14 protein-coding genes are annotated in these 18,190 nt (G+C 70.0%); 9 read left to right on the forward strand and 5 right to left on the reverse strand.

Annotated elements, in window-relative coordinates; all coding sequences use genetic code 11:
• Positions 1-147: 147 nt before the first annotated feature.
• Entirely contained in the window at positions 148-735 is a 588-nt protein-coding gene (locus ACFVKT_RS08985) for a PadR family transcriptional regulator (RefSeq protein WP_385729123.1), read from the reverse strand.
• A gap of 116 nt (positions 736-851) precedes the next feature.
• Here ACFVKT_RS08985 and ACFVKT_RS08990 point away from each other — a divergent pair, with 116 nt between their 5' ends.
• The 3 genes from ACFVKT_RS08990 (at position 852) to ACFVKT_RS09000 (ending at position 2,986) form a co-directional block, all read left to right on the forward strand.
• Positions 852-1,244 carry a nuclear transport factor 2 family protein gene (locus tag ACFVKT_RS08990; RefSeq protein ID WP_385729126.1) on the forward strand — a complete coding sequence of 131 codons (393 nt, stop codon included), beginning with the start codon at positions 852-854 and terminating at the stop codon, positions 1,242-1,244.
• A gap of 57 nt (positions 1,245-1,301) precedes the next feature.
• Complete coding sequence (locus ACFVKT_RS08995) at positions 1,302-1,676, forward strand: ferredoxin (protein ID WP_385729128.1); 375 nt, start codon at positions 1,302-1,304, stop codon at positions 1,674-1,676.
• 131 nt (positions 1,677-1,807) lie between these two features.
• Positions 1,808-2,986 carry an acyl-CoA dehydrogenase family protein gene (locus tag ACFVKT_RS09000; RefSeq protein ID WP_385729130.1) on the forward strand — a complete coding sequence of 393 codons (1,179 nt, stop codon included), beginning with the start codon at positions 1,808-1,810 and terminating at the stop codon, positions 2,984-2,986.
• Here ACFVKT_RS09000 and ACFVKT_RS09005 read toward each other — a convergent pair.
• The 3 genes from ACFVKT_RS09005 to ACFVKT_RS09015 form a co-directional block, all read right to left on the reverse strand.
• Positions 2,943-4,448, reverse strand: a complete 1,506-nt coding sequence (locus ACFVKT_RS09005; RefSeq protein WP_385729132.1) for an alpha-amylase — start codon at positions 4,446-4,448, stop codon at positions 2,943-2,945. The genes ACFVKT_RS09000 and ACFVKT_RS09005 overlap by 44 nt on opposite strands.
• Positions 4,445-7,132 carry a glucosidase gene (locus ACFVKT_RS09010; RefSeq protein ID WP_385729134.1) on the reverse strand — a complete coding sequence of 896 codons (2,688 nt, stop codon included), beginning with the start codon at positions 7,130-7,132 and terminating at the stop codon, positions 4,445-4,447. The genes ACFVKT_RS09005 and ACFVKT_RS09010 overlap by 4 nt, the downstream gene beginning before the upstream one ends.
• A gap of 108 nt (positions 7,133-7,240) precedes the next feature.
• Positions 7,241-7,657 carry a nuclear transport factor 2 family protein gene (locus tag ACFVKT_RS09015; protein ID WP_385729136.1) on the reverse strand — a complete coding sequence of 139 codons (417 nt, stop codon included), beginning with the start codon at positions 7,655-7,657 and terminating at the stop codon, positions 7,241-7,243.
• A gap of 285 nt (positions 7,658-7,942) precedes the next feature.
• Between ACFVKT_RS09015 and ACFVKT_RS09020 the strand changes: the two genes are divergently transcribed.
• The 4 genes from ACFVKT_RS09020 to ACFVKT_RS09035 all read left to right on the forward strand — a co-directional run bounded on the left by ACFVKT_RS09020 (position 7,943) and on the right by ACFVKT_RS09035 (position 13,514).
• Positions 7,943-8,419, forward strand: coding sequence for a MarR family winged helix-turn-helix transcriptional regulator (locus ACFVKT_RS09020; protein ID WP_385729138.1), 477 nt, complete (start codon positions 7,943-7,945; stop codon positions 8,417-8,419).
• Between the two features lie 48 nt (positions 8,420-8,467).
• Positions 8,468-9,382 carry an oxygenase MpaB family protein gene (locus ACFVKT_RS09025; RefSeq protein ID WP_385729140.1) on the forward strand — a complete coding sequence of 305 codons (915 nt, stop codon included), beginning with the start codon at positions 8,468-8,470 and terminating at the stop codon, positions 9,380-9,382.
• A 63-nt stretch (positions 9,383-9,445) separates the two neighbouring features.
• Entirely contained in the window at positions 9,446-11,722 is a 2,277-nt protein-coding gene (locus ACFVKT_RS09030) for a tetratricopeptide repeat protein (protein ID WP_385729142.1), read from the forward strand.
• 220 nt (positions 11,723-11,942) lie between these two features.
• Positions 11,943-13,514 carry a phytoene desaturase family protein gene (locus ACFVKT_RS09035; protein ID WP_385729144.1) on the forward strand — a complete coding sequence of 524 codons (1,572 nt, stop codon included), beginning with the start codon at positions 11,943-11,945 and terminating at the stop codon, positions 13,512-13,514.
• Between the two features lie 14 nt (positions 13,515-13,528).
• Here ACFVKT_RS09035 and ACFVKT_RS09040 read toward each other — a convergent pair whose 3' ends face one another.
• Positions 13,529-15,322, reverse strand: coding sequence for a serine hydrolase (locus ACFVKT_RS09040; protein ID WP_385729146.1), 1,794 nt, complete (start codon positions 15,320-15,322; stop codon positions 13,529-13,531).
• A gap of 171 nt (positions 15,323-15,493) precedes the next feature.
• On the opposite strand from ACFVKT_RS09040, the gene ACFVKT_RS09045 reads away from it, so the two are divergent.
• Entirely contained in the window at positions 15,494-16,606 is a 1,113-nt protein-coding gene (locus tag ACFVKT_RS09045) for an NAD(P)H-dependent flavin oxidoreductase (RefSeq protein ID WP_385729148.1), read from the forward strand.
• 5 nt (positions 16,607-16,611) lie between these two features.
• Positions 16,612-18,165, forward strand: a complete 1,554-nt coding sequence (locus ACFVKT_RS09050; protein WP_385729933.1) for an acyl-CoA synthetase — start codon at positions 16,612-16,614, stop codon at positions 18,163-18,165.
• The last annotated feature ends 25 nt before the right edge of the window (positions 18,166-18,190 follow it).

The raw sequence follows: 18,190 nt of genomic DNA on the forward strand, positions 1-18,190 counted from the left end.
GGGGTGCGGGCCCTGACGAACATGGGCAGCGAATGGGATCTGCTTCATCCACATGCCCTGACCTTCCGTGTTCACCTCATCAGGGCGGCGACCTCCTCGACGCTATGCCGCCCGGAGGCAGGGGGCCAATAGGGAACCCACGGACAGTCACCGGACATCCAGTGGCCCGGCCTGCTGCCGCACCCCGGCGCGCTGCTCCAGAATCCGCAGGGCGCGTTCGCCCCATCTGATGTTCTCCTCCTCGAAGGAGCGCCCCCGCATCAGCGTGAGATACGGGCCGACGCGCTCGCTCCGCAGCAGGAACTCCTCCTCGTCGCGCCCGTCGAGGAGCCGGTCGCGCATCCGCTCGTAGCGGGCCAGCTTGGCGCGCGCCCACTCCAGCCGTTCCGCGATGGCTGCCCGTACGGCCTCCTCGTCCCCCGAGTCGACGGCCTGGACCTTGACCAGCAGCTCGTCGCGGATGGCCGTGGGCTTGGGAAGCTCGGCGGTGAAGGCGCGCAGGGCGCCGAGACCCGCCTCGGTGAGGGAGAAGACCCGCTTGTTCGGGCGCCGCTCCTGCCGTACGAGCCGGGCCTCGATGAGTCCCTCCGACTCCATACGGTCGAGCTCGCGGTAGAGCTGCTGCGGCGTCGCCATCCAGAAGTTGGCCACCGACCCGTCGAACCCCTTGGCCAGGTCGTAGCCCGACGCCTCGCCCTCCAGAAGCGCGGCAAGAACCGCGTTGCGCAGTGCCATACCCCAAGGCTAGACGGCACCCGCGCCCGCGACTAATCTGTTCCGCACCTAATCAATTAGTTGAGTACCGCTGCAAGTGGTCGAGTATGAGTGGTCGAGTATGAAAGGCGGGCGTGATGAACCCCTTCCGTAAGGCCGTAGAGGCGGGCGACCTCGACGCGATCGAGGGCCTGCTGGCTGACGACGTCGTGTTCACCAGCCCCGTCGTCTTCAAGCCCTACCCGGGCAAGGCGATCACCGCCGCCATCCTTCGCGGCGTCACCCGCGTGTTCACCGACTTCCGCTACGTCCGCGAGATCGCCGACGCCGGCGGGCGCGACCACGCGCTGGTCTTCAAGGCGACGGTGGGCGGCAAGGAAATCGAGGGCTGCGACTTCCTGCACTTCGACGAGGACGGCAGGATCGACGAGTTGACGGTCATGGTCCGTCCGCTGTCGGCGGCCCACGCGCTCGCCGAGGCGATGGGGGCGCAGTTCGACCGGATCGCGCAGGAGGCGGCGGGCGAGTGACCGGAGCCCGTCGCTCCTCCCGGGTTTGACCCGGTTCCCTTCGGCTACCCGCGCGTTGTGACCACGACGACATCCCAACAGGACCTCTTCCGATTCCTGGAGGACCGCTTCGCCTGCGCCCAGGCCTGCACCGAATGCGCCCGGGCGTGTGCGATCGACGCGAGCCGTGTGAATCCGGACGGGCCGAAGGAACAGCAACTCGTGCGCCGCGAGGGCATCCTGTGCGCGGAAGTGTGCGACGCGACCTGTCGTGTGCTGTCCGAGCAGCTCCACCAGGACGAGGCCGGTATCCGGGTCCAGGTGGAGTGGTGCCGCGCGGTCTGCCTGGAGAGTGCGCAGGTCTTCGACGAGTTCGCCAGGGCCGAGGACGCGGCGAAGGCCTGCCGTGAATGTGCCCAGGTGTGCACGGAGTTCATCGCCACGCTGAGCTGAGAGCCCCTCAGGCGCCCGAGACCCGACCGTGTGAAGCTGTCACCGGCATTCCCAATTTCTGCAACGCGTTCTACCGTGTGCGCCGTCAAGCCCGGGAGAACCAGCTCGGTCAGTGGGAGCCAGGAGGCGCCGTGCATCTCGAATACACGCCAGAGCAGCAGCGGTTGCGCACCGAACTGCGCGGCTACTTCGCCGAGTTGGTACCCGACCACTCCTACGCCCGGTACACCGACCCGGCCGCGCAGAAGCGCTTCTACCGCGACACCATCCGTCGCCTCGGCACGGACGGCTGGCTGGGTGTGGGCTGGCCCAAGGAGTACGGCGGGCGCGGGCTCAGCCCGATGGAACAGTTCATCTTCTTCGACGAGGCCGCCCAGGCGGTCGTACCCCTGCCGTTGATGGCCCTGAACACGGTCGGCCCGACGATCATGCAGTTCGGCACGGAGGAGCAGAAGAGGTACTTCCTGCCCAGGATCCTGTCCGGGGAGATCGACTTCGCGATCGGATACAGCGAGCCTGACGCGGGCACGGACCTGGCCGCCCTGAAGACGAAGGCGGTCAGGGACGGCGACGACTACGTCGTCAACGGGCAGAAGATCTGGACGACGAACGGTGACACGGCCGACTGGGTCTGGCTCGCCGTCCGCACCGACCCCGCCGCACCGCCGCACAAGGGCATCACGATGCTCCTGGTCCCGACCTCGGACCCCGGTTACTCCTGCACCCTCATCAACACCTTGGCTTCGCACGACACCACCGCGAGCTACTACGAGAACATCCGCGTCCCCGTCTCGCGCCGGGTCGGCGAGGAGAACAAGGGCTGGCGGCTGATCACCAACCAGCTCAACCACGAGCGCGTCACGCTCGCCGCGCACGGCACCATGGCGATCCGCGCCCTGCACGACGTGCAGCACTGGGCGATGGAGACCAAGCTCGCCGACGGCCGTCGCGTCATCGACCTGCCCTGGGTGCGCCGGCGACTCGCCCAGACCCACACCAGGCTCGACGCCATGAAACTCCTCAACTGGCAGATGGTGAACGCCGTCCAGAACGGCACTCTCACCCCGCAGGACGCCTCCGCCGTCAAGGTGTACGGCTCCGAGGCCCGCCGGGACGCCTACGCCTGGCTGATGGAGGTCGTCGCCGCCCCCGCCGCCCTCAAGGAGGGCTCCGCGGGCGCGGTCCTCCACGGCGAACTCGAACGCGGGTACCGGTCAGCGGTGATCTTCACCTTCGGCGGCGGCAACAACGAGATCCAGCGGGAGATCATCTCGTGGATCGGTCTGGGGATGCCACGGGTCCGGCGTTGAGCCGGCCTGTGGAGAGGCGGAGCGAGAGCAGGTGCCACTGCCAGGCGTCGAGGGCGACGAACAGGCCCGGGTCGAGCAGTCCGTCGCCCTCCCGTTCGTATGTGTCCTCGGTGAGTAGTCCGGTGAGTGAGCAGGGCTTCCCACGAAGGTCGGTCCACGGCAGCGGAACCTGCCCATGGGCCGGCCGGTCCGAGTAGTTGATCACGACGAGGTACCGCTCCTGGCCGGCGGTCCAGGACCAGGCGAGCAGGTTGCGGTGGGTGTCGTTGTCCGGCCAGCCCGTGCAGGCCAGCAGCTGCCAGTCGCCCTCGCGGAGCGGGGCCACGGCGGCCACCAGGCGGTCGTAGAACTCGCGCAGGGACGCGTCTGCCGGCTCCTCGGGACGGCGTGAGAGGAACACGGGCGGCCGGACCCGGCGTCCTTCGAACTGGCCCTCGTGCCAGAGGGTCGCGCCGGGCAGGGTGGCGACGGCCACGGCTGCCGCGCGTTCCCGCCCACCGGCGAGGGTGACGGCGGCCCGGGGTTCGTCGTGGTTCTCCAGGAACCGGACGAGCCGGCGCTGGTAGGCGGGGTCGGCGCCGAGATGGTCGCGGACCGATCCGGCGTCCTCGTGGACCAGACGGTCGTAGAGCCGCTTGTCGTAGCAGTGGTCGAAGCCCTGCTGCTGGAGGTCCCATTCGAGGTCCCAGTAGGCCTCCGCGACGAAGAGGAGGCCGGGGTGGCGGGCGCGGACGCGGGGGATGACGTACGGCCAGAAGTCCTCGGCGGGTACCGGTCCCGCCCGGTCGCCCCAGGTCTTCGCGAAGATGTCGTTCATCAGCAGCATCGCCATGTCGCAGCGCACGCCGTCCGCCTGGTCGCCGATCGCCGCGAGCGTGTCCACCGCCGCCGTTCGCAGGTCGTCGCTGAAGGCGTTCAGCTGGACGACGTCCGGCCATGGCGGGAAGAAGGGGTCGCGGCCGCGCGCGTACACCTGCCCGCCCGCGTCCAGGAAGTCCTGGGGTGCGCGGGCCAGGTCGTCCCGCGTGCCTCCGACCAGGCAGCCCGGACGCTCGGTGAGCCAAGGGTGGTCGGGGGCCACGTGGTTGGGGACGTAGTCCAGGATCAGGCGCACGCCCCGCGCGGCGAGTTCGGCCCGTGCCGCGGCCAGTCCTCCGGGGCCGCCGAGGCTCGCGTCGACGACGTAGTTCCGTACGCAGTAAGGGGACCCGGCGATGTCCGCCGGGGCGAGGTCGGGCAGGGCGTCGCGGAAGGAGGCGAGCAGGCGGTCGTCTTGCAGGGCGATGCCCAGTCCGGCAGGGCTGCGCTCCCACACGCCCATCAGCCAGACGGTGTCCACGCCCGGCCGTGCGACCTCGTCCCAGACCTCGCCCGGTACCTCGCCCAAGGTGACGCGACGTCCATACCGGACGCTCAACTCGCCCAGCCAGACCAGGGTGTTGATCTCGTAGATCACCGTCATGACAGCGGCTCCTCCCGCAGGGAGCCCCAGTCGCCGGCGCCGACGAGATGGAAGAGGGTGGCGGTGACCGCGGCCAGGCCGGTCCAGCCGGTCTGGTGGGAGGCGCCGAGGCCGGCGCCGGTGTCGCCGTGGAAGTACTCGTAGAAGAGGATCAGGTCCTTCCAGTGCGGGTCCTTGGCGAACTCGGCCTGGGCGCCGTGCACCGGACGGTGTCCGTCGCCGTCGCTCAGGAAGGTGGCGGTGAGCCGGTCGGAGATCTCGCGCGCGACCTCGTAGAGGTTCATCCGCCGGCCGGAGCCGGTCGGGCACTCCACGGTGAAGTCCTCGCCGTGGTAGGCGTGCAGGTTCAGCAGGGCGCGGATGAGGAGGAGGTTGACCGGGAACCACACCGGGCCACGCCAGTTGGAGTTGCCGCCGAACATGCCCGAGTCCGACTCGGCGGGCAGGTAGCCGACTCCGTACTGCACGCCGTGCACCTCGAAGGTGTAGGGGTGTTCGGCGTGATGGCGTGACAGGGAGCGGATGCCGTGCGGGCCGAGGAACTCGTCCTCGTCGAGCATGCGGGACAGGATCCGCCGCAGCCGGTCCTCGTCGAACAGGGCGAACAGGTGACGCCCCGCCTCGCCCGGCCCGAGGGCGTGGTGGGAGGAGACGAGAGCTTCGACGGCCGGGTGCCTGCGCACGAACTCCTGTGCTCCCTCGACCAGTTCGGGGAAACGCCGGTCCGCCCAGCCGCCGATCACGCTGGTCGCGGCGAGCGGGATCAGCCCGACGAGGGAGCGGACCTTCAGCCGGGCCGCGGTGCCGTCGGGCAGCCGCAGGACGTCGTAGAAGAAGCCGTCCTCCTCGTCCCACAGGCTCTGGTTGTCGTCGCCGATGCGGTTCATCGCGACCGTGATCCAGGCGAAGTGCTCGAACAGGGTCTGCGCGTGCTCGACGTACACCGGGTTGTCGGCGGCCAGTTCGAGGGCGATCTCCAGGAGGTTCTGGCAGTACAGCGCCATCCAGGCGGTGCCGTCGGCCTGGTCGAGGTGGCCGCCGGTGGGCAGCGGGGCGCTGCGGTCGAAGACGCCGATGTTGTCGAGACCGAGGAAGCCGCCCTGGAAGACGTTGTTGCCGTCGACGTCCTTGCGGTTGAGCCACCAGGCGAAGTTCTTCATCAGCTTCTGGAAGGCGTTCTCCAGGAAGACGCGGTCGCCGTGGCCGGTGCGGTGCTTCTCCAGTTCGTAGACGAAGAGCACCGCCCAGGCGTGCACGGGCGGGTTGACGTCGCCGAAGTTCCATTCGTACGCCGGGACCTGGCCGTTGGGGTGCAGATAGGGGCGGCGCAGCAGCAGTTCGAGCTGGGACTTGGCGAAGCCGATGTCGACGATGGACAGGGCGATGGTGTGGAAGGCGAGGTCCCAGGCCGCGAACCAGGGGTACTCCCAGGTGTCCGGCATCGAGATGATCTCGTCGTTGATCATGTGGTACCAGGCGCTGTTGCGGACGCGCGGGTCGGCGGCGAGCGGGTCGACACCGTGCTCGGTGAGCCAGCGCTCCACGTCGAGGTAGTAGTACTGCTTGCTCCACAGCATGCCGGCGAGGGCCTGCCGCACCACGCGCCGCGCGTCCTCGGTGAGACCGTCGGGCACGACGCCCTCGAAGAACACGTCGGCCTCGGTGCGTCGTGTGTCGAGCACCTGCTGGAACTCCGCCCAGGGGTCGGCGAGTTCGGTGTCGGTCAGGCGCAGCCGTACGGTGACGCTGTCGCCGGCGGACACGCTGAGGACGTGGTGGACGGAGGCCTTCGTGCCCGTCTGCAGCGGGTTGACGGCGCCGGTCTCGCCGTGGACGACGTACCGGTCGATGCCGTCCTTCACGTACGGCGTGGCGTTCGGACTGCCGAAGATCCGCTCGTTGTCGGTGTCGTTCTCGGTGAACAGGGTTTCCGTCGCGCCGGTGAAGTACAGCCACCGCGGGCCGAGTTCCTCGTGATCGGCCCGAACGGCTCCCGGGGTCCGGCGCAGGCCGGGCACGGCGGTGCCGCCCGCCCACGACCAGGTGTGCCGGAACCAGAGCGTCGGCAGCAGGTGGAGGGAGGCCTCGTCGGGGCCGCGGTTGTGCGCGGTGATCTCGATCAGCAGGTCCTCGGGGCCGGCCTTGGCGTACTCGACGAACACGTCGAAGTAGCGGTCCTCGTCGAAGACTCCGGTGTCCAGCAGCTCGTACTCGCGGTCCTGGCGGCCCCTGGCGCTGTTGGTGGCGGCCAGGTCGTCGTACGGGTACGGCTCCTGCGGGTACTTGTAGAGGTACTTCATGTACGAGTGGGTGGGCGTCGAGTCGAGGTGGAAGTAGTACTCCTTGACGTCCTCACCGTGGTTGCCCTCGGCGTTGGTCAGGCCGAACATCCGCTCCTTGAGGATCGGATCCCGGCCGTTCCACAGCGCGAGCGCGAAGCACAGCCGCTGCTTGTCGTCGCTGACGCCCGCGATGCCGTCCTCGCCCCAGCGGTAGGCGCGTGAGCGGGCCTGGTCGTGGGTGAAGTACGACCATGCGTCGCCGCCGGGGCTGTAGTCCTCGCGCACGGTGCCCCACTGCCGCTCGCTCAGATAGGGCCCCCAGCGCCGCCAAGCCGCCCGGCCCGCGTCGGCATCCGCCAGCCGCAGCCGCTCGGAGTCCGCCCCGCCACTGTTCTCCGTCATCGCGCGTCCTCCCGATGCAGCGCCTCCACCCAGACTCGGGCGTAGCGGACCCGGCCGCAACGGCCTGGCGCTCGGAGGGCGTTTTCGGGTGTGCCCGGCCCGCCCGGTCTAGAAGGCCGCGCCGCTCAGGGCGGTGGTGAACGCCATCGGGTCCCAGTACTCGCGGTACTTGACGATGAGACCGTCCTTGAACGTCACGAAGGTGGCGTAGCTCATCTCGTACGGGTTCCCGTTGGTCAGCACGCGACCGGTGACACTCCAGTCCGCGACGGCCACGTCCGGGTCGTCGGTCGGGTAGATACGCAGTGACGTGATCCTCTGCACGTCGATGAGGTCGGGGTAGCCGCGCAGGTACTCATAGGCGGCGGTCCGGCCCTCCAGCAGGGCGGGGCTGCCCGAGGGGGCGAAGGGGAACTCGAGGACGACATTCTCGTCGCACAGGTCCGTCCAGCCCTTCATGTCTTTGGCGAGGAAGGTGTCCAGGCTGCGCTGCAGCAGCTCCGCGGCAGTGAGGGTTTCGCTCATTGTTCGTTCCAACCAATCCTGAATCGGGGCAGTGGTGGTGCGGGTGTGCACCGCCTCCACCTGGGCTGATTCGTCGAGGAGAGACCCCGCGTCGAATCAGTGGCTAGACACATAGTTATGTGTCTAGCCACCTATGTCAAGGCGGCTGGAGGCCCACGGGGGCCGATCGGCAACTCCCGCGGCGATTACAGTGGTGCCTGACCAGGTCGCACCCGGGGCCGCCGAGTTCCGTCCGTATCCGTGGGCAGACACGTACACCCGGCCCGCAATCGCCCGAGGAGTGCCATGCCAGCCGCGAAGCCCGACCCGGTGATGCCTCGGCCGAGCCTCGTCGACTGCGCCCCGGTCAGCTTCGGGCTGTTCGCTCTCTCCCGTGAACTGCACGGTTACGGCGCCGAGCTCCTGCTGAAACTTGGTCTGCACCCCGGCCAGGAACTCATCCTCATGCAGCTCTTCGACCGGGACGGTCAGACGCAGGCCGAGATCCAGCAAGCCGTCGGCCTCGACCACTCCACCGTCTCGCGGTCGATCCGCCGCATGGAAGACGCCGGGCTCGTCGTCCGAGCCCCCGCCCAGCACGACCGCCGAGCAGTCATCGTCTCCCTCGCCGCCGACGGTGAGGCGTTCCGTCAGCCGCTCGCCGAGCTGTGGGCCAGCCTCGACCGGCTCGCCACCGACACCCTGCGCCGGACCGAGGGCGCCGGCTTCCTCGCCACGGTCGCGGAACTCGAACGCACCTACGCCGCCGCCCGCCGCGGCTGACCCCACCCCGGGAACGTTCCCGGGCACCGCGAAAAGCCGACGGCTTGGATGGTGCCGACCGGAAGGACCGGCCACACTGCTGGTGTGGACGCCTTTCGGGCGGGTGATCCGGGGCTCTTCACTCCGGAGTCGGTGACCTGGCAGATGCACGGCGACCCGATGATGTGGGTCGCCGGAGTCCGCGCGCTCTATCTGCAGGCTCTGCACCCGCGGGCGGTGCGGGGAGTCATGCAGAACTCGACTGCATTTGATCGTCAAAAGAGTGGCCGGCGTGACGCGTGGGGCCGGCTGATGCGCACCGCGAACTTCGTGGGGACGACGACGTACGGGACGAGTGAAGCCGCTGAGAGGGCAGGGGCGCGCGTACGGAAGATTCACACGATGCTCACAGCGGTCGACCCGGAGACGGGGGAGCGATACCGGATCGACGAGCCCGAGCTGCTGCTGTGGGTGCACTGCGCGGAGATCGACTCCTATCTGCATGTCGTACGGCGCTCGGGATTCCGCCTCACCGACGCGCAGGCTGACCAGTACATCGGTGAACACCGGGTGAGCGCACGGCTGGTGGGGCTCGACCCCGTCGACGTACCCGCGGACCGGGCCCAACTGGCCCGGTACTTCGAGAAGGTGCTGCCCGAGCTGGTAGCGGGTCCGGAGGCACGGGACGTGGACGACTTCCTGTTGCGCCCGCCGACACACCCGTTGCTCGTACCGGCGCGCGTCCTGCTGTGGCGGCGCGTGGCGCGGCTGGCGTACGCCTCTTTGCCGCCGTACGCCCACGAGTTGTACGGCAGGGCGGCCCCGCCGCCCGACGTGGTGACCCGGCGCCTGCGTGTCACGGGCACCATGCTGCGCTGTGTTCCCGCACGTCTGCGCTGGCAACTTCCGCCCAAACACATTCTGCGCGCCATGTCACGACTCGGCCCCGGCTCCCGCCCGGCGCCGTACAAAGTCGACAGATAACTCGCCATACTGGACGGGCCGGGGAGGGCGCGGGGTGAGCATCGACGGGGGCGGTCGCAGGAGATGGCGGAGACCAGACTGATCCAGAGCCGGTATCGGCTGCTCGATCTCATAGGGCGCGGCGGTATGGGCGAGGTGTGGCGGGCGCGGGACGAGTCCCTTGGCCGCCACGTGGCGGTCAAGTGCCTCAAGCCCCTTGGCCCGCACCACGATCAGTCCTTCACCCGAGTGCTGCGGGAGCGGTTCCGGCGCGAGGCCCGGGTGGCCGCCGCCCTCCAGCACCGCGGGGTGACGGTCGTCCATGACTTCGGTGAGTCCGACGGTGTGCTGTATCTGGTGATGGAGCTGCTGGAAGGGCGGAACCTCAGCCAGCTCCTGGAGGACAACAAGCAGCATCCGCTGCCGGTCGCCGACGTCATCGATGTCGCGGACCAGGTGGCCGCGGCCCTCGCCTACACCCATCAACAGGGCATCGTGCACCGCGACCTGAAGCCCGCGAACATCATGCGGCTCTCCGACGGCACGGTGAAGATCTGCGACTTCGGCATCGCGCGCCTCGGCCACGACATCGGGTTCACCTCGCGGCTGACCGGCACCGGTATCGCGATGGGCACCCCGCATTACATGTCGCCGGAGCAGATCGGCGGCACCCATGTCGACCAGCGCAGCGACCTCTACTCCTTCGGCTGCGTGCTCTACGAACTCGCCACCGGGGCACCGCCGTTCGATCTCGACGACGCCTGGGCGGTCCTCGTCGGCCACCGGGACACGCCGCCGGAACCGCCGCGCCGGCACCGGGCCGAACTCCCCGAGTACTTCGAGAAGATCATCCTGGATCTGCTCGCCAAGGAGCCCGAGGAGCGCCCGCAGGACGCCCGCGAACTCGGCCGCCGGATCAGCGCGGGCCGCACGACCGGGATGTACGTGCCGACCGTGGTGAGTCCCGTACGTCAAGTGGCGCCGGAGCAGCGTGCGTTGGAGCCCTCGGTCCAGGCGCGCCCCGAGCAGCCGCCGTCGCGGGAATCCCGGCTGCCCTCCTGGACCCGCGGCATGACGACGGGCCACAAGGCGACCGGCTCCGGTCTGAGCGTCGCACCGCCGGACGCCTCCGCGGGCCTCACGGGCGAGTGGATCGCGCGTCCGTCCACAGCCGTGGCGCGGCAGATCGAGCGCACCGAACGACCCACGCCCTCGCCCGAGGCGATCACCGCCCTGGCGGGGCGGCACAGTGCGGGACTGAGCCTTGGGCGGCTCGGCCGGTGGACCGAGGCGGGCGAGGTGCACCGCGCGGTCGCCGCCGAGCGGGAACACGTCCTCGGGCCCGATCACCCCGACACGCTCGCCAGCCGCTACGAGGTCGGGTTCACCCTCAGCCGCACCGGACGCCCCGCCGAAGCGCTGCGCGAGTACGCCCATGTCGCCCAGGCCAGGGAGCGGGTACTCGGCCCCGACCACGCCGACACCCTCGCCGCGCGGCAGGAAATGGCGTACGTGCTCGGACAGTTGGGCCGCCACTTCGAGGCACACCAGGCCTATGCGTCCGTGCTCGCCGCCCGGGAGCGTGCCATGGGCGCCGATCACCCGGACACCCTGCGCTGTCGCCACAACCTCGCCTTCAACCTGAGCAGACTGGGCCGCCTGGAGGACTCGTACCGAATGGCGAGCGAGGTGGCGTCCGCTCGTGCCCGGGTCCTTGGCGCGACGCACCCCGACACGCTCGTCACCCGTTACGAAGTCGCCTACGCGCTCGGCCAGTTGGGGCGCTGGCCCGAAGCGCTGCACACCTACCGTGAGGTGGCCGAGGCCCGCGCGCAGGCACTGGGTCCCGATCACCCGGACACGCTCGCCGCCCGCTACGAGGTCGGCATCAGCCTCGGCCGCCTCGGCCGCAGCGCGCAGGCCCTGGAGCTGTACCGGGACCTGATCGACGACCGCACCCGCGTGCACGGCGCCGCGCACCCCGAGACCCTGCGCGCCCGGCACGGCCTCGGCGTCAACCTCGGGAGGATGAGCCGGTGGGAGGAGGCCCTCGCGGAGTCCCGCGACGTGTGCGCCATCCGGGAGCGTGTCCTCGGCGCCGATCACCCGGACACCCTCGTCAGCCGGCGCGAGGTCGCGGTCGGCCTCGGCTGGCTCGGTCGCTGGGCCGATGCGCTCGCCGAGTACCGCGAGGTGGCCTCCGCCCGGGAGCGGGTCCTCGGGGCCGACCATCCCGACGCGCTCGCCAGCCGTAACGACGAAGCGCACTGTCTGGAGCAGCTGGGGCGGCGGCAGGAGGCGGTGGAGTTGTATCGGAGGGTGGCGGCGTTGCGGCAGCAGCGGGCGGCCGGGGGGCAGTGACGGGGGTTGGGGTGGTGGGTTTTCGCCCCCGCCGCCCCTGCCCGTCCCATCTTTCTGGGGCTGCGCCCCAGACTCCCCTGGGTCGTTTGTTCTCTGCCGGCCAGTGGGGGCTTGTCGCGCCGTTCCCCGCGCCCCTAAAGGGGCGTCGCGCCCCATACGGGCGCCCGCCGCCTGCCGCGTAGGCCTGGCCGTTCTCGATCATCGCGTGCTACCAAGAACCATGCCTGCACTCGAGGGATACGACGCCGTGATCGTCGGCGGTGGCCACAACGGGCTCGTCGCCGCTGCCTATCTGGCCCGGGCCGGGCGGTCGGTGGTGGTGCTGGAGCGGCTGGGGACTACCGGTGGCGCTGCCGTGTCCACCCGGCCGTTCGCCGGGGTCGACGCACGTCTGTCGCGCTACTCGTACCTGGTCAGCCTGCTGCCGCGGAAGATCGTGCGGGATCTCGGCCTGAACTTCCGGGTACGGGGGCGCACTGTCTCCTCGTACACACCCGTCGAGCGGGACGGAAAGCCGACCGGGCTGCTCGTCGGCGGTGGCGAGCGGCGCACCCGCGAGGCGTTCGCGCGGCTGACCGGATCGGACAGCGAGTACGCGGCGTGGCAGCGGTTCTACGGCATGACGGGCCGCGTCGCCCAGCGAGTGTTCCCGACGCTCACCGAGCCCTTGCCCACGCGCGACGAGCTGCGTCGGCGTGTCGATGACGAGGAGGCGTGGCGGGTTCTCTTCGAGGAGCCGGTCGGCGCCGCGGTGGAGGAGTACTTCGCGGACGACCTCGTGCGCGGTGTCGTCCTCACCGACGCTCTCATCGGGACCTTCGCGGACGCCCACGACCCTTCGCTGCGGCAGAACCGCTGCTTCCTCTACCACGTCATCGGCGGTGGCACCGGAGCGTGGGACGTGCCGGTCGGCGGCATGGGCGCCCTGACGGACGCGATCGCGGCGGCGGCGCGCAACGCGGGCGTCGTGATCGCGACCGGCCACGAGGCGGTACGGATCCAGACGGACGGGCAGGCCGCCGAGGTCACCTACCGCAGCGCCGACGGCGAGGGCGTCATCGCGACCCGGCACGTCCTGGTGAACGCCTCGCCGCAGGAACTGGCGCGCCTCACCGGCGACGAACCGCCCACCCCCGCCGAGGGCGCCCAGCTCAAGGTGAACATGCTCCTGAAGCGACTGCCGAGGCTGCGTGACACCTCCGTCGACCCCCGCGAGGCGTTCTCCGGGACCTTCCATATCGCCGAGGGATACGAGCAGTTGGCCACCGCCCATGCGCAGGCCGCGTCCGGCGAGCTGCCCACCGCGCCGCCCTCCGAGATCTACTGCCACTCGCTCACCGACCCGAGCATCCTCGGCCGGGACCTGGTGGAGCAGGGCTACCAGACCCTCACGCTCTTCGGACTCCACACGCCGGCCCGGCTCTTCGCACCGGACAACGACGCCGTACGCGACGAACTGCTGAAGTCCACCCTGGCGCAGCTCGATGCCCACCTCGCCGAACCGCTCGTCTCCTGCCTCGCCATCGACGCCGACGGCCGCCCCTGCATCGAGGCGAAGACCCCGCTCGACCTGGAACGCGAACTGCGGCTGCCGGGCGGCAACATCTTCCACCGCGACCTCGCCTTCCCGTACGCGCAGGAGGGTACGGGCCGCTGGGGCGTGGAGACCCGGCACCCGAACGTCCTGCTGTGCGGCGCGGGCGCGGTGCGCGGCGGCGGGGTGAGCGGGGTGCCCGGGCACAACGCGGCGATGGCTGTGCTGGAGGAGCGGGACCCCGGGGGCGCCGGCTGAGCCTTGTGGCGGTCTCAGTCGCCGGACTCCACCCAGCCCACCGCCTCGATCCGTGCGGCGTCCGCCGGTCGCGCCTCGTCGAAGAGGACCCGGTTGCCGGATTCGACCCGGAGTCCGTCGACGTACGCACCGCGGCCCACGTACAACTGGTCGGTCCGGTAGCGCCAGCGTGCGGTGAGCTGCGGTGTCTGGGGAAGGTCGGCGGTGAGCCGGTGCCAGACCCGGCCCGACCAGCCCGTGACCGAGCCGGTCGGATGCTCCCGCGGTTCCTCGCCGTGCGGGGCCGCCGTGGTGAAGGGAACCGGCTGCCAGGTCGCGCCGCCGTCGGTGGAGGCCTCCAGGAAGAGGAGGTCCGACTGGGGTTCGGTGTCCCACCACAGGGCGCAGCGCAGGCGTGCCGGACCGGCGCCGGAGTCGAGCGCAGGCAGGGTCAGCGTGGCCGTCGTGGCGCTCGCCATCCCGGAGAACCAGGATGTACGGCCGCGTGCGGGGCGTACCGGCACAGCGCGCGCCAGGTTGTTCGCCGCGGCGACCCGGGGCGCGGAGCCTGATCGCCAACTGCGGGCGGGATGCACGGAGTTGCCGAGGACGATCAGGAAGGAGTCGGTCGTCGGGTCGAGGACGATTGAGGTGCCGGTGAAGCCGGTGTGACCCGCGGTGCGCGGGGTGGCCATCGCGCCCATGTACCAGTGCTGGTAGAGCTCGAAGCCGAGGCCGTGCTCGTCGCCGGGGAAGGCGGTGTTGAAGTCGGTGAACATCAGGTCCACCGTCTCCGGCTCCAGGATGCGCGCCCTGCCGTACGCGCCGCCGTTGAGCAGAGTGCGGCCGAGGACCGCGAGGTCCCAGGCGCAGGAGAACACGCCCGCGTGGCCGGCCACCCCGCCGAGGGAGTACGCGTTCTCGTCGTGCACCTCGCCCCACACGAGACCCCGGTTCAGCCCCGACCAGGGCAGCCGTGCGTCCTCGGTGGCGGCGATCTCCGGCTTCCAGGAGGCGGGCGGGTTGTAGCGGGTGCGGTGCATGCCGAGCGGGGCGGTGATCTCGTCGTGGAGGAGGGCGTCGAGGGCGCGGCCCGTGATCTTCTCCAGGACGAGCTGGAGCGAGATCAGATTCAGGTCCGAGTAGAGGTACTTGGTGCCCGGCGGGTTGAGTGGCGCCTCGTTCCAGATGAGTTGGAGTTTTCCCTCGTGGGCCGGCGCGCTGTAGAGGGGGATCCAGGCGCGGAAACCCGAGGTGTGGGTGAGGAGCTGACGGATCGTGATGTCCTGCTTGCCCGCGCTCGCGAACTCCGGGAGGTACGAGGCGACCGTCGCCGCCAGTTCCAGCGCGCCGCGCTCGATCTGCTGGACCGCGAGGATCGAGGTGAACAGCTTCGACACGGAGGCGAGGTCGTAGACGGTGTCCTCGGCCGCCGCGATCTGCTGCTCGGCGGGGAACTCGACACCGGTGTCGGTCTTCTCGTCGTACGCCGCATAGCGCACCGCCTTGCCGATCGGCTGGTGCAGCGCCACGGTGCCGCCGCGCCCGGCGAGCAGTACGGCACCCGCGTACCAGGGGTGCTTGGGGGAGGGGTTGAGGAACGCCTCCGCGTCGGTGACCAGTTGGCGCAGATGGGCGGGCAGCAGTCCGGCGCGCTCGGCCGATCCGTGCCGCAGGGTCGGCCCTCCGCTCGCGTTTCCCTCGGAGGCCGCGGCGGGCCCGGCGGGGAAGGGGGCGATGGCCAGCGCGCCGCCCAAGGCCAGTACCCGTCTGCCCAGTTGACGGCGGGTCGGCCCGCCCGCCGCATCGCCCACTGCTTCTTCGGTCATCGAGGAGCCTCCCGCCCGCCGCCTGAAAGTATCTTTCCGGGTTCGCCCTGCGGGGTGAAACTTTCCTGTCAGGGGAGGGGGTGTGTCAACCGTGGCAGACGGTTCCGGTGAATCTGACGGAGCATCAGAAAATGTCTTCCCTCGTCCGGAGGACTGCGGCATCCTGCGCCCATGCAGACGGAGCTGAGCAAGAGACTGGGAGTCGAGCACGCCATCTTCGGCTTCACACCGTTTCCCGCGGTCGTCGCGGCCATCAGCCGGGCGGGCGGATTCGGTGTGCTCGGCGCGGTCCGCTACACCGCCCCCGACGACCTCAAGCGCGACCTCGACTGGATCGAGGCGAACGTTGACGGTATGCCCTACGGCCTGGATGTCGTCATGCCGGCCAAGAAGGTCGAGGGCGTCACCGAGGCCGACGTCGAGGCGATGATCCCCCAGGGGCACCGGCAGTACGTCACGGACACGCTGGCCAAGTACGGCGTGCCCGAACTCGCCGCGGGCGAGGTGTCCGGGTGGCGGATCACGGGGTGGATGGAGCAGGTCGCCCGCAACCAGCTGGACGTCGCCTTCGACTACCCGATCAAGCTGCTGGCCAACGCGCTCGGGTCGCCGCCCGTCGATGTCGTCGAGCGTGCCCACGAGCGAGGGGTGCTTGTCGCCGCTCTCGCGGGCAGCGCCCGGCACGCCCGCAAGCATGCCGAGGCGGGCATCGACATCGTCGTCGCGCAGGGCTATGAGGCGGGCGGCCACACCGGGGAGATCGCCTCGATGGTGCTCACACCTGAAGTCGTGGACGCCGTAAATCCGTTGCCCGTCCTCGCGGCCGGTGGCATCGGCAGCGGACAGCAGGTGGCCGCCGCGCTCAGCCTCGGCGCCCAAGGTGTGTGGCTCGGCTCCATATGGCTGACCGTGACCGAGGCCGAGATGCACTCGCGCGGTGTCACGCGGAAGCTGCTCGCCGCAGGGTCAGGCGACACGGTCCGCTCACGCGCGCTGACCGGGAAACCGGCTCGGCAACTGCGCACCGAGTGGACCGACGCCTGGGACGACCCGAGCGGGCCCGGCACGCTTCCCATGCCCTTGCAGGGCCTGCTGGTGGCCGAGGCGCTCTCCCGGATCCAGAAGTACGAGGTGGAGCCGCTGCTCGGCACACCCGTCGGGCAGATCGTCGGCCGGATGAACAGCGAACGCAGTGTCCAGGAGGTCTTCGACGACCTGACCCGGGGGTTCGAGCACGCCGTCGACCGGATCAACCGCATCGCAGGAAGGGGAGATCAGTCGTGAGCAAGGTGGAGAGTGCGCCGCCGAACGGCTTCTGGGCCCAGGCCGCCGCCGACCCGGACCGTACGGTCCTCGTCACCCCGGCAGGAGATGAGTGGAGCGCCGGCCGGCTGCACGCCTCGGCCAACCAACTGGTCCACGGACTGCGCGCCGCCGGCCTCGCACGCGGGGACGCCTTCGCGGTCGTCCTGCCCAACAGCGTCGAGTTCCTCGTCGCCTACCTCGCTGCCTCGCAGGCGGGCTTCTACCTCGTACCCGTCAACCATCACCTTGTCGGCCCCGAGATCGCCTGGATCGTCGCCGACTCGGGCGCCAAGGTGCTCATCGCGCACGAGCACTTCGTGGACGCCGCACGTCACGCCGCCGACGAGGCGAAGCTGCCGGTCACCCACCGCTACTCCGTCGGCCGGGTCGAGGGCTTCCGGCCGTACGCCGAACTCCTCGACGGACAGAGCGAGTCGGCGCCCGATGACCGCACCCTCGGCTGGGTCATGAACTACACCTCGGGCACCACGGGCCGCCCGCGCGGCATCCGGCGCCCGCTGCCCGGCAAGCTCCCCGAGGAGACATACCTCGGCGGCTTCCTCGGCATCTTCGGCATCAAGCCGTACGACGACAATGTGCACCTCGTCTGCTCGCCGCTCTACCACACCGCCGTCCTGCAGTTCGCGGGCGCGTCCCTGCACATCGGCCACCGTCTGGTGCTGATGGACAAGTGGACGCCCGAAGAAATGCTCCGTGTCATCGACACACACAGGTGCACGCACACCCATATGGTTCCGACCCAGTTCCACCGGCTGCTGGCACTCCCCGAGGAGGTGAGGGCCCGTTACGACGTCTCCGCCATGCGGCACGCGATCCATGGCGCGGCCCCGTGCCCGGACCATGTGAAGCGGGCGATGATCGAGTGGTGGGGCGAGTGCGTCGAGGAGTACTACGCGGCCAGCGAGGGCGGCGGGGCCTTCGCGACCGCCGAGGACTGGCTCAAGAAGCCCGGCACGGTCGGCAAGGCCTGGCCGATCAGCGAACTCGCCGTCTTCGACGACGACGGCAACAGGCTGCCGCCCGGTGAACTCGGCACCGTCTACATGAAGATGAGCACCGGCGGATTCTCGTACCACAAGGACGAGAGCAAGACGAAGAAGAACCGCATCGGCGACTTCTTCACCGTCGGCGACCTCGGTCTCCTCGACGAGGATGGCTATCTCTTCCTCCGCGATCGCAAGATCGACATGATCATCTCGGGCGGGGTCAACATCTACCCGGCCGAGATCGAGGCCGCGCTGCTCGCCCACCCCGCCGTCGCCGACGCGGCCGCCTTCGGCATCCCGCACGACGACTGGGGCGAGCAGGTCAAGGCCGTGGTCGAGCCCGCTCCCGGACGCGAGCCGGGTGCCGCCCTCGCCGCCGACATCCTCGACCACTGCGAACGGCAGCTCGCGGGCTACAAACGCCCCAAGAGCGTCGACTTCATCGAGACGATGCCGCGCGATCCGAACGGGAAGCTTTACAAGCGGCGGCTACGGGATCCGTACTGGGAGGGGCGCAACCGGGTGGTGTGACAGGGCGCCCGCGGTGAGGCCGATG

The organism is Streptomyces sp. NPDC127595 (assembly GCF_042671685.1).
Lineage (GTDB): Bacteria > Actinomycetota > Actinomycetes > Streptomycetales > Streptomycetaceae > Streptomyces.

What these genes read in the sequence shown, in the direction of transcription:
- ACFVKT_RS09010 (WP_385729134.1), bottom strand. Translation starts at nt 7,132, where the DNA reads ATGACGGAGAACAGTGGCGGGGCGGACTCCGAGCGGCTGCGGCTGGCG.
- ACFVKT_RS09040 (WP_385729146.1), bottom strand. Translation starts at nt 15,322, where the DNA reads ATGACCGAAGAAGCAGTGGGCGATGCGGCGGGCGGGCCGACCCGCCGT.
- ACFVKT_RS09005 (WP_385729132.1), bottom strand. Translation starts at nt 4,448, where the DNA reads ATGACGGTGATCTACGAGATCAACACCCTGGTCTGGCTGGGCGAGTTG.
- ACFVKT_RS09045 (WP_385729148.1), top strand. Translation starts at nt 15,494, where the DNA reads ATGCAGACGGAGCTGAGCAAGAGACTGGGAGTCGAGCACGCCATCTTC.
- ACFVKT_RS09025 (WP_385729140.1), top strand. Translation starts at nt 8,468, where the DNA reads ATGGTGCCGACCGGAAGGACCGGCCACACTGCTGGTGTGGACGCCTTT.
- ACFVKT_RS08990 (WP_385729126.1), top strand. Translation starts at nt 852, where the DNA reads ATGAACCCCTTCCGTAAGGCCGTAGAGGCGGGCGACCTCGACGCGATC.
- ACFVKT_RS09035 (WP_385729144.1), top strand. Translation starts at nt 11,943, where the DNA reads ATGCCTGCACTCGAGGGATACGACGCCGTGATCGTCGGCGGTGGCCAC.
- ACFVKT_RS09030 (WP_385729142.1), top strand. Translation starts at nt 9,446, where the DNA reads ATGGCGGAGACCAGACTGATCCAGAGCCGGTATCGGCTGCTCGATCTC.
- ACFVKT_RS09020 (WP_385729138.1), top strand. Translation starts at nt 7,943, where the DNA reads ATGCCAGCCGCGAAGCCCGACCCGGTGATGCCTCGGCCGAGCCTCGTC.
- ACFVKT_RS08985 (WP_385729123.1), bottom strand. Translation starts at nt 735, where the DNA reads ATGGCACTGCGCAACGCGGTTCTTGCCGCGCTTCTGGAGGGCGAGGCG.
- ACFVKT_RS09015 (WP_385729136.1), bottom strand. Translation starts at nt 7,657, where the DNA reads ATGAGCGAAACCCTCACTGCCGCGGAGCTGCTGCAGCGCAGCCTGGAC.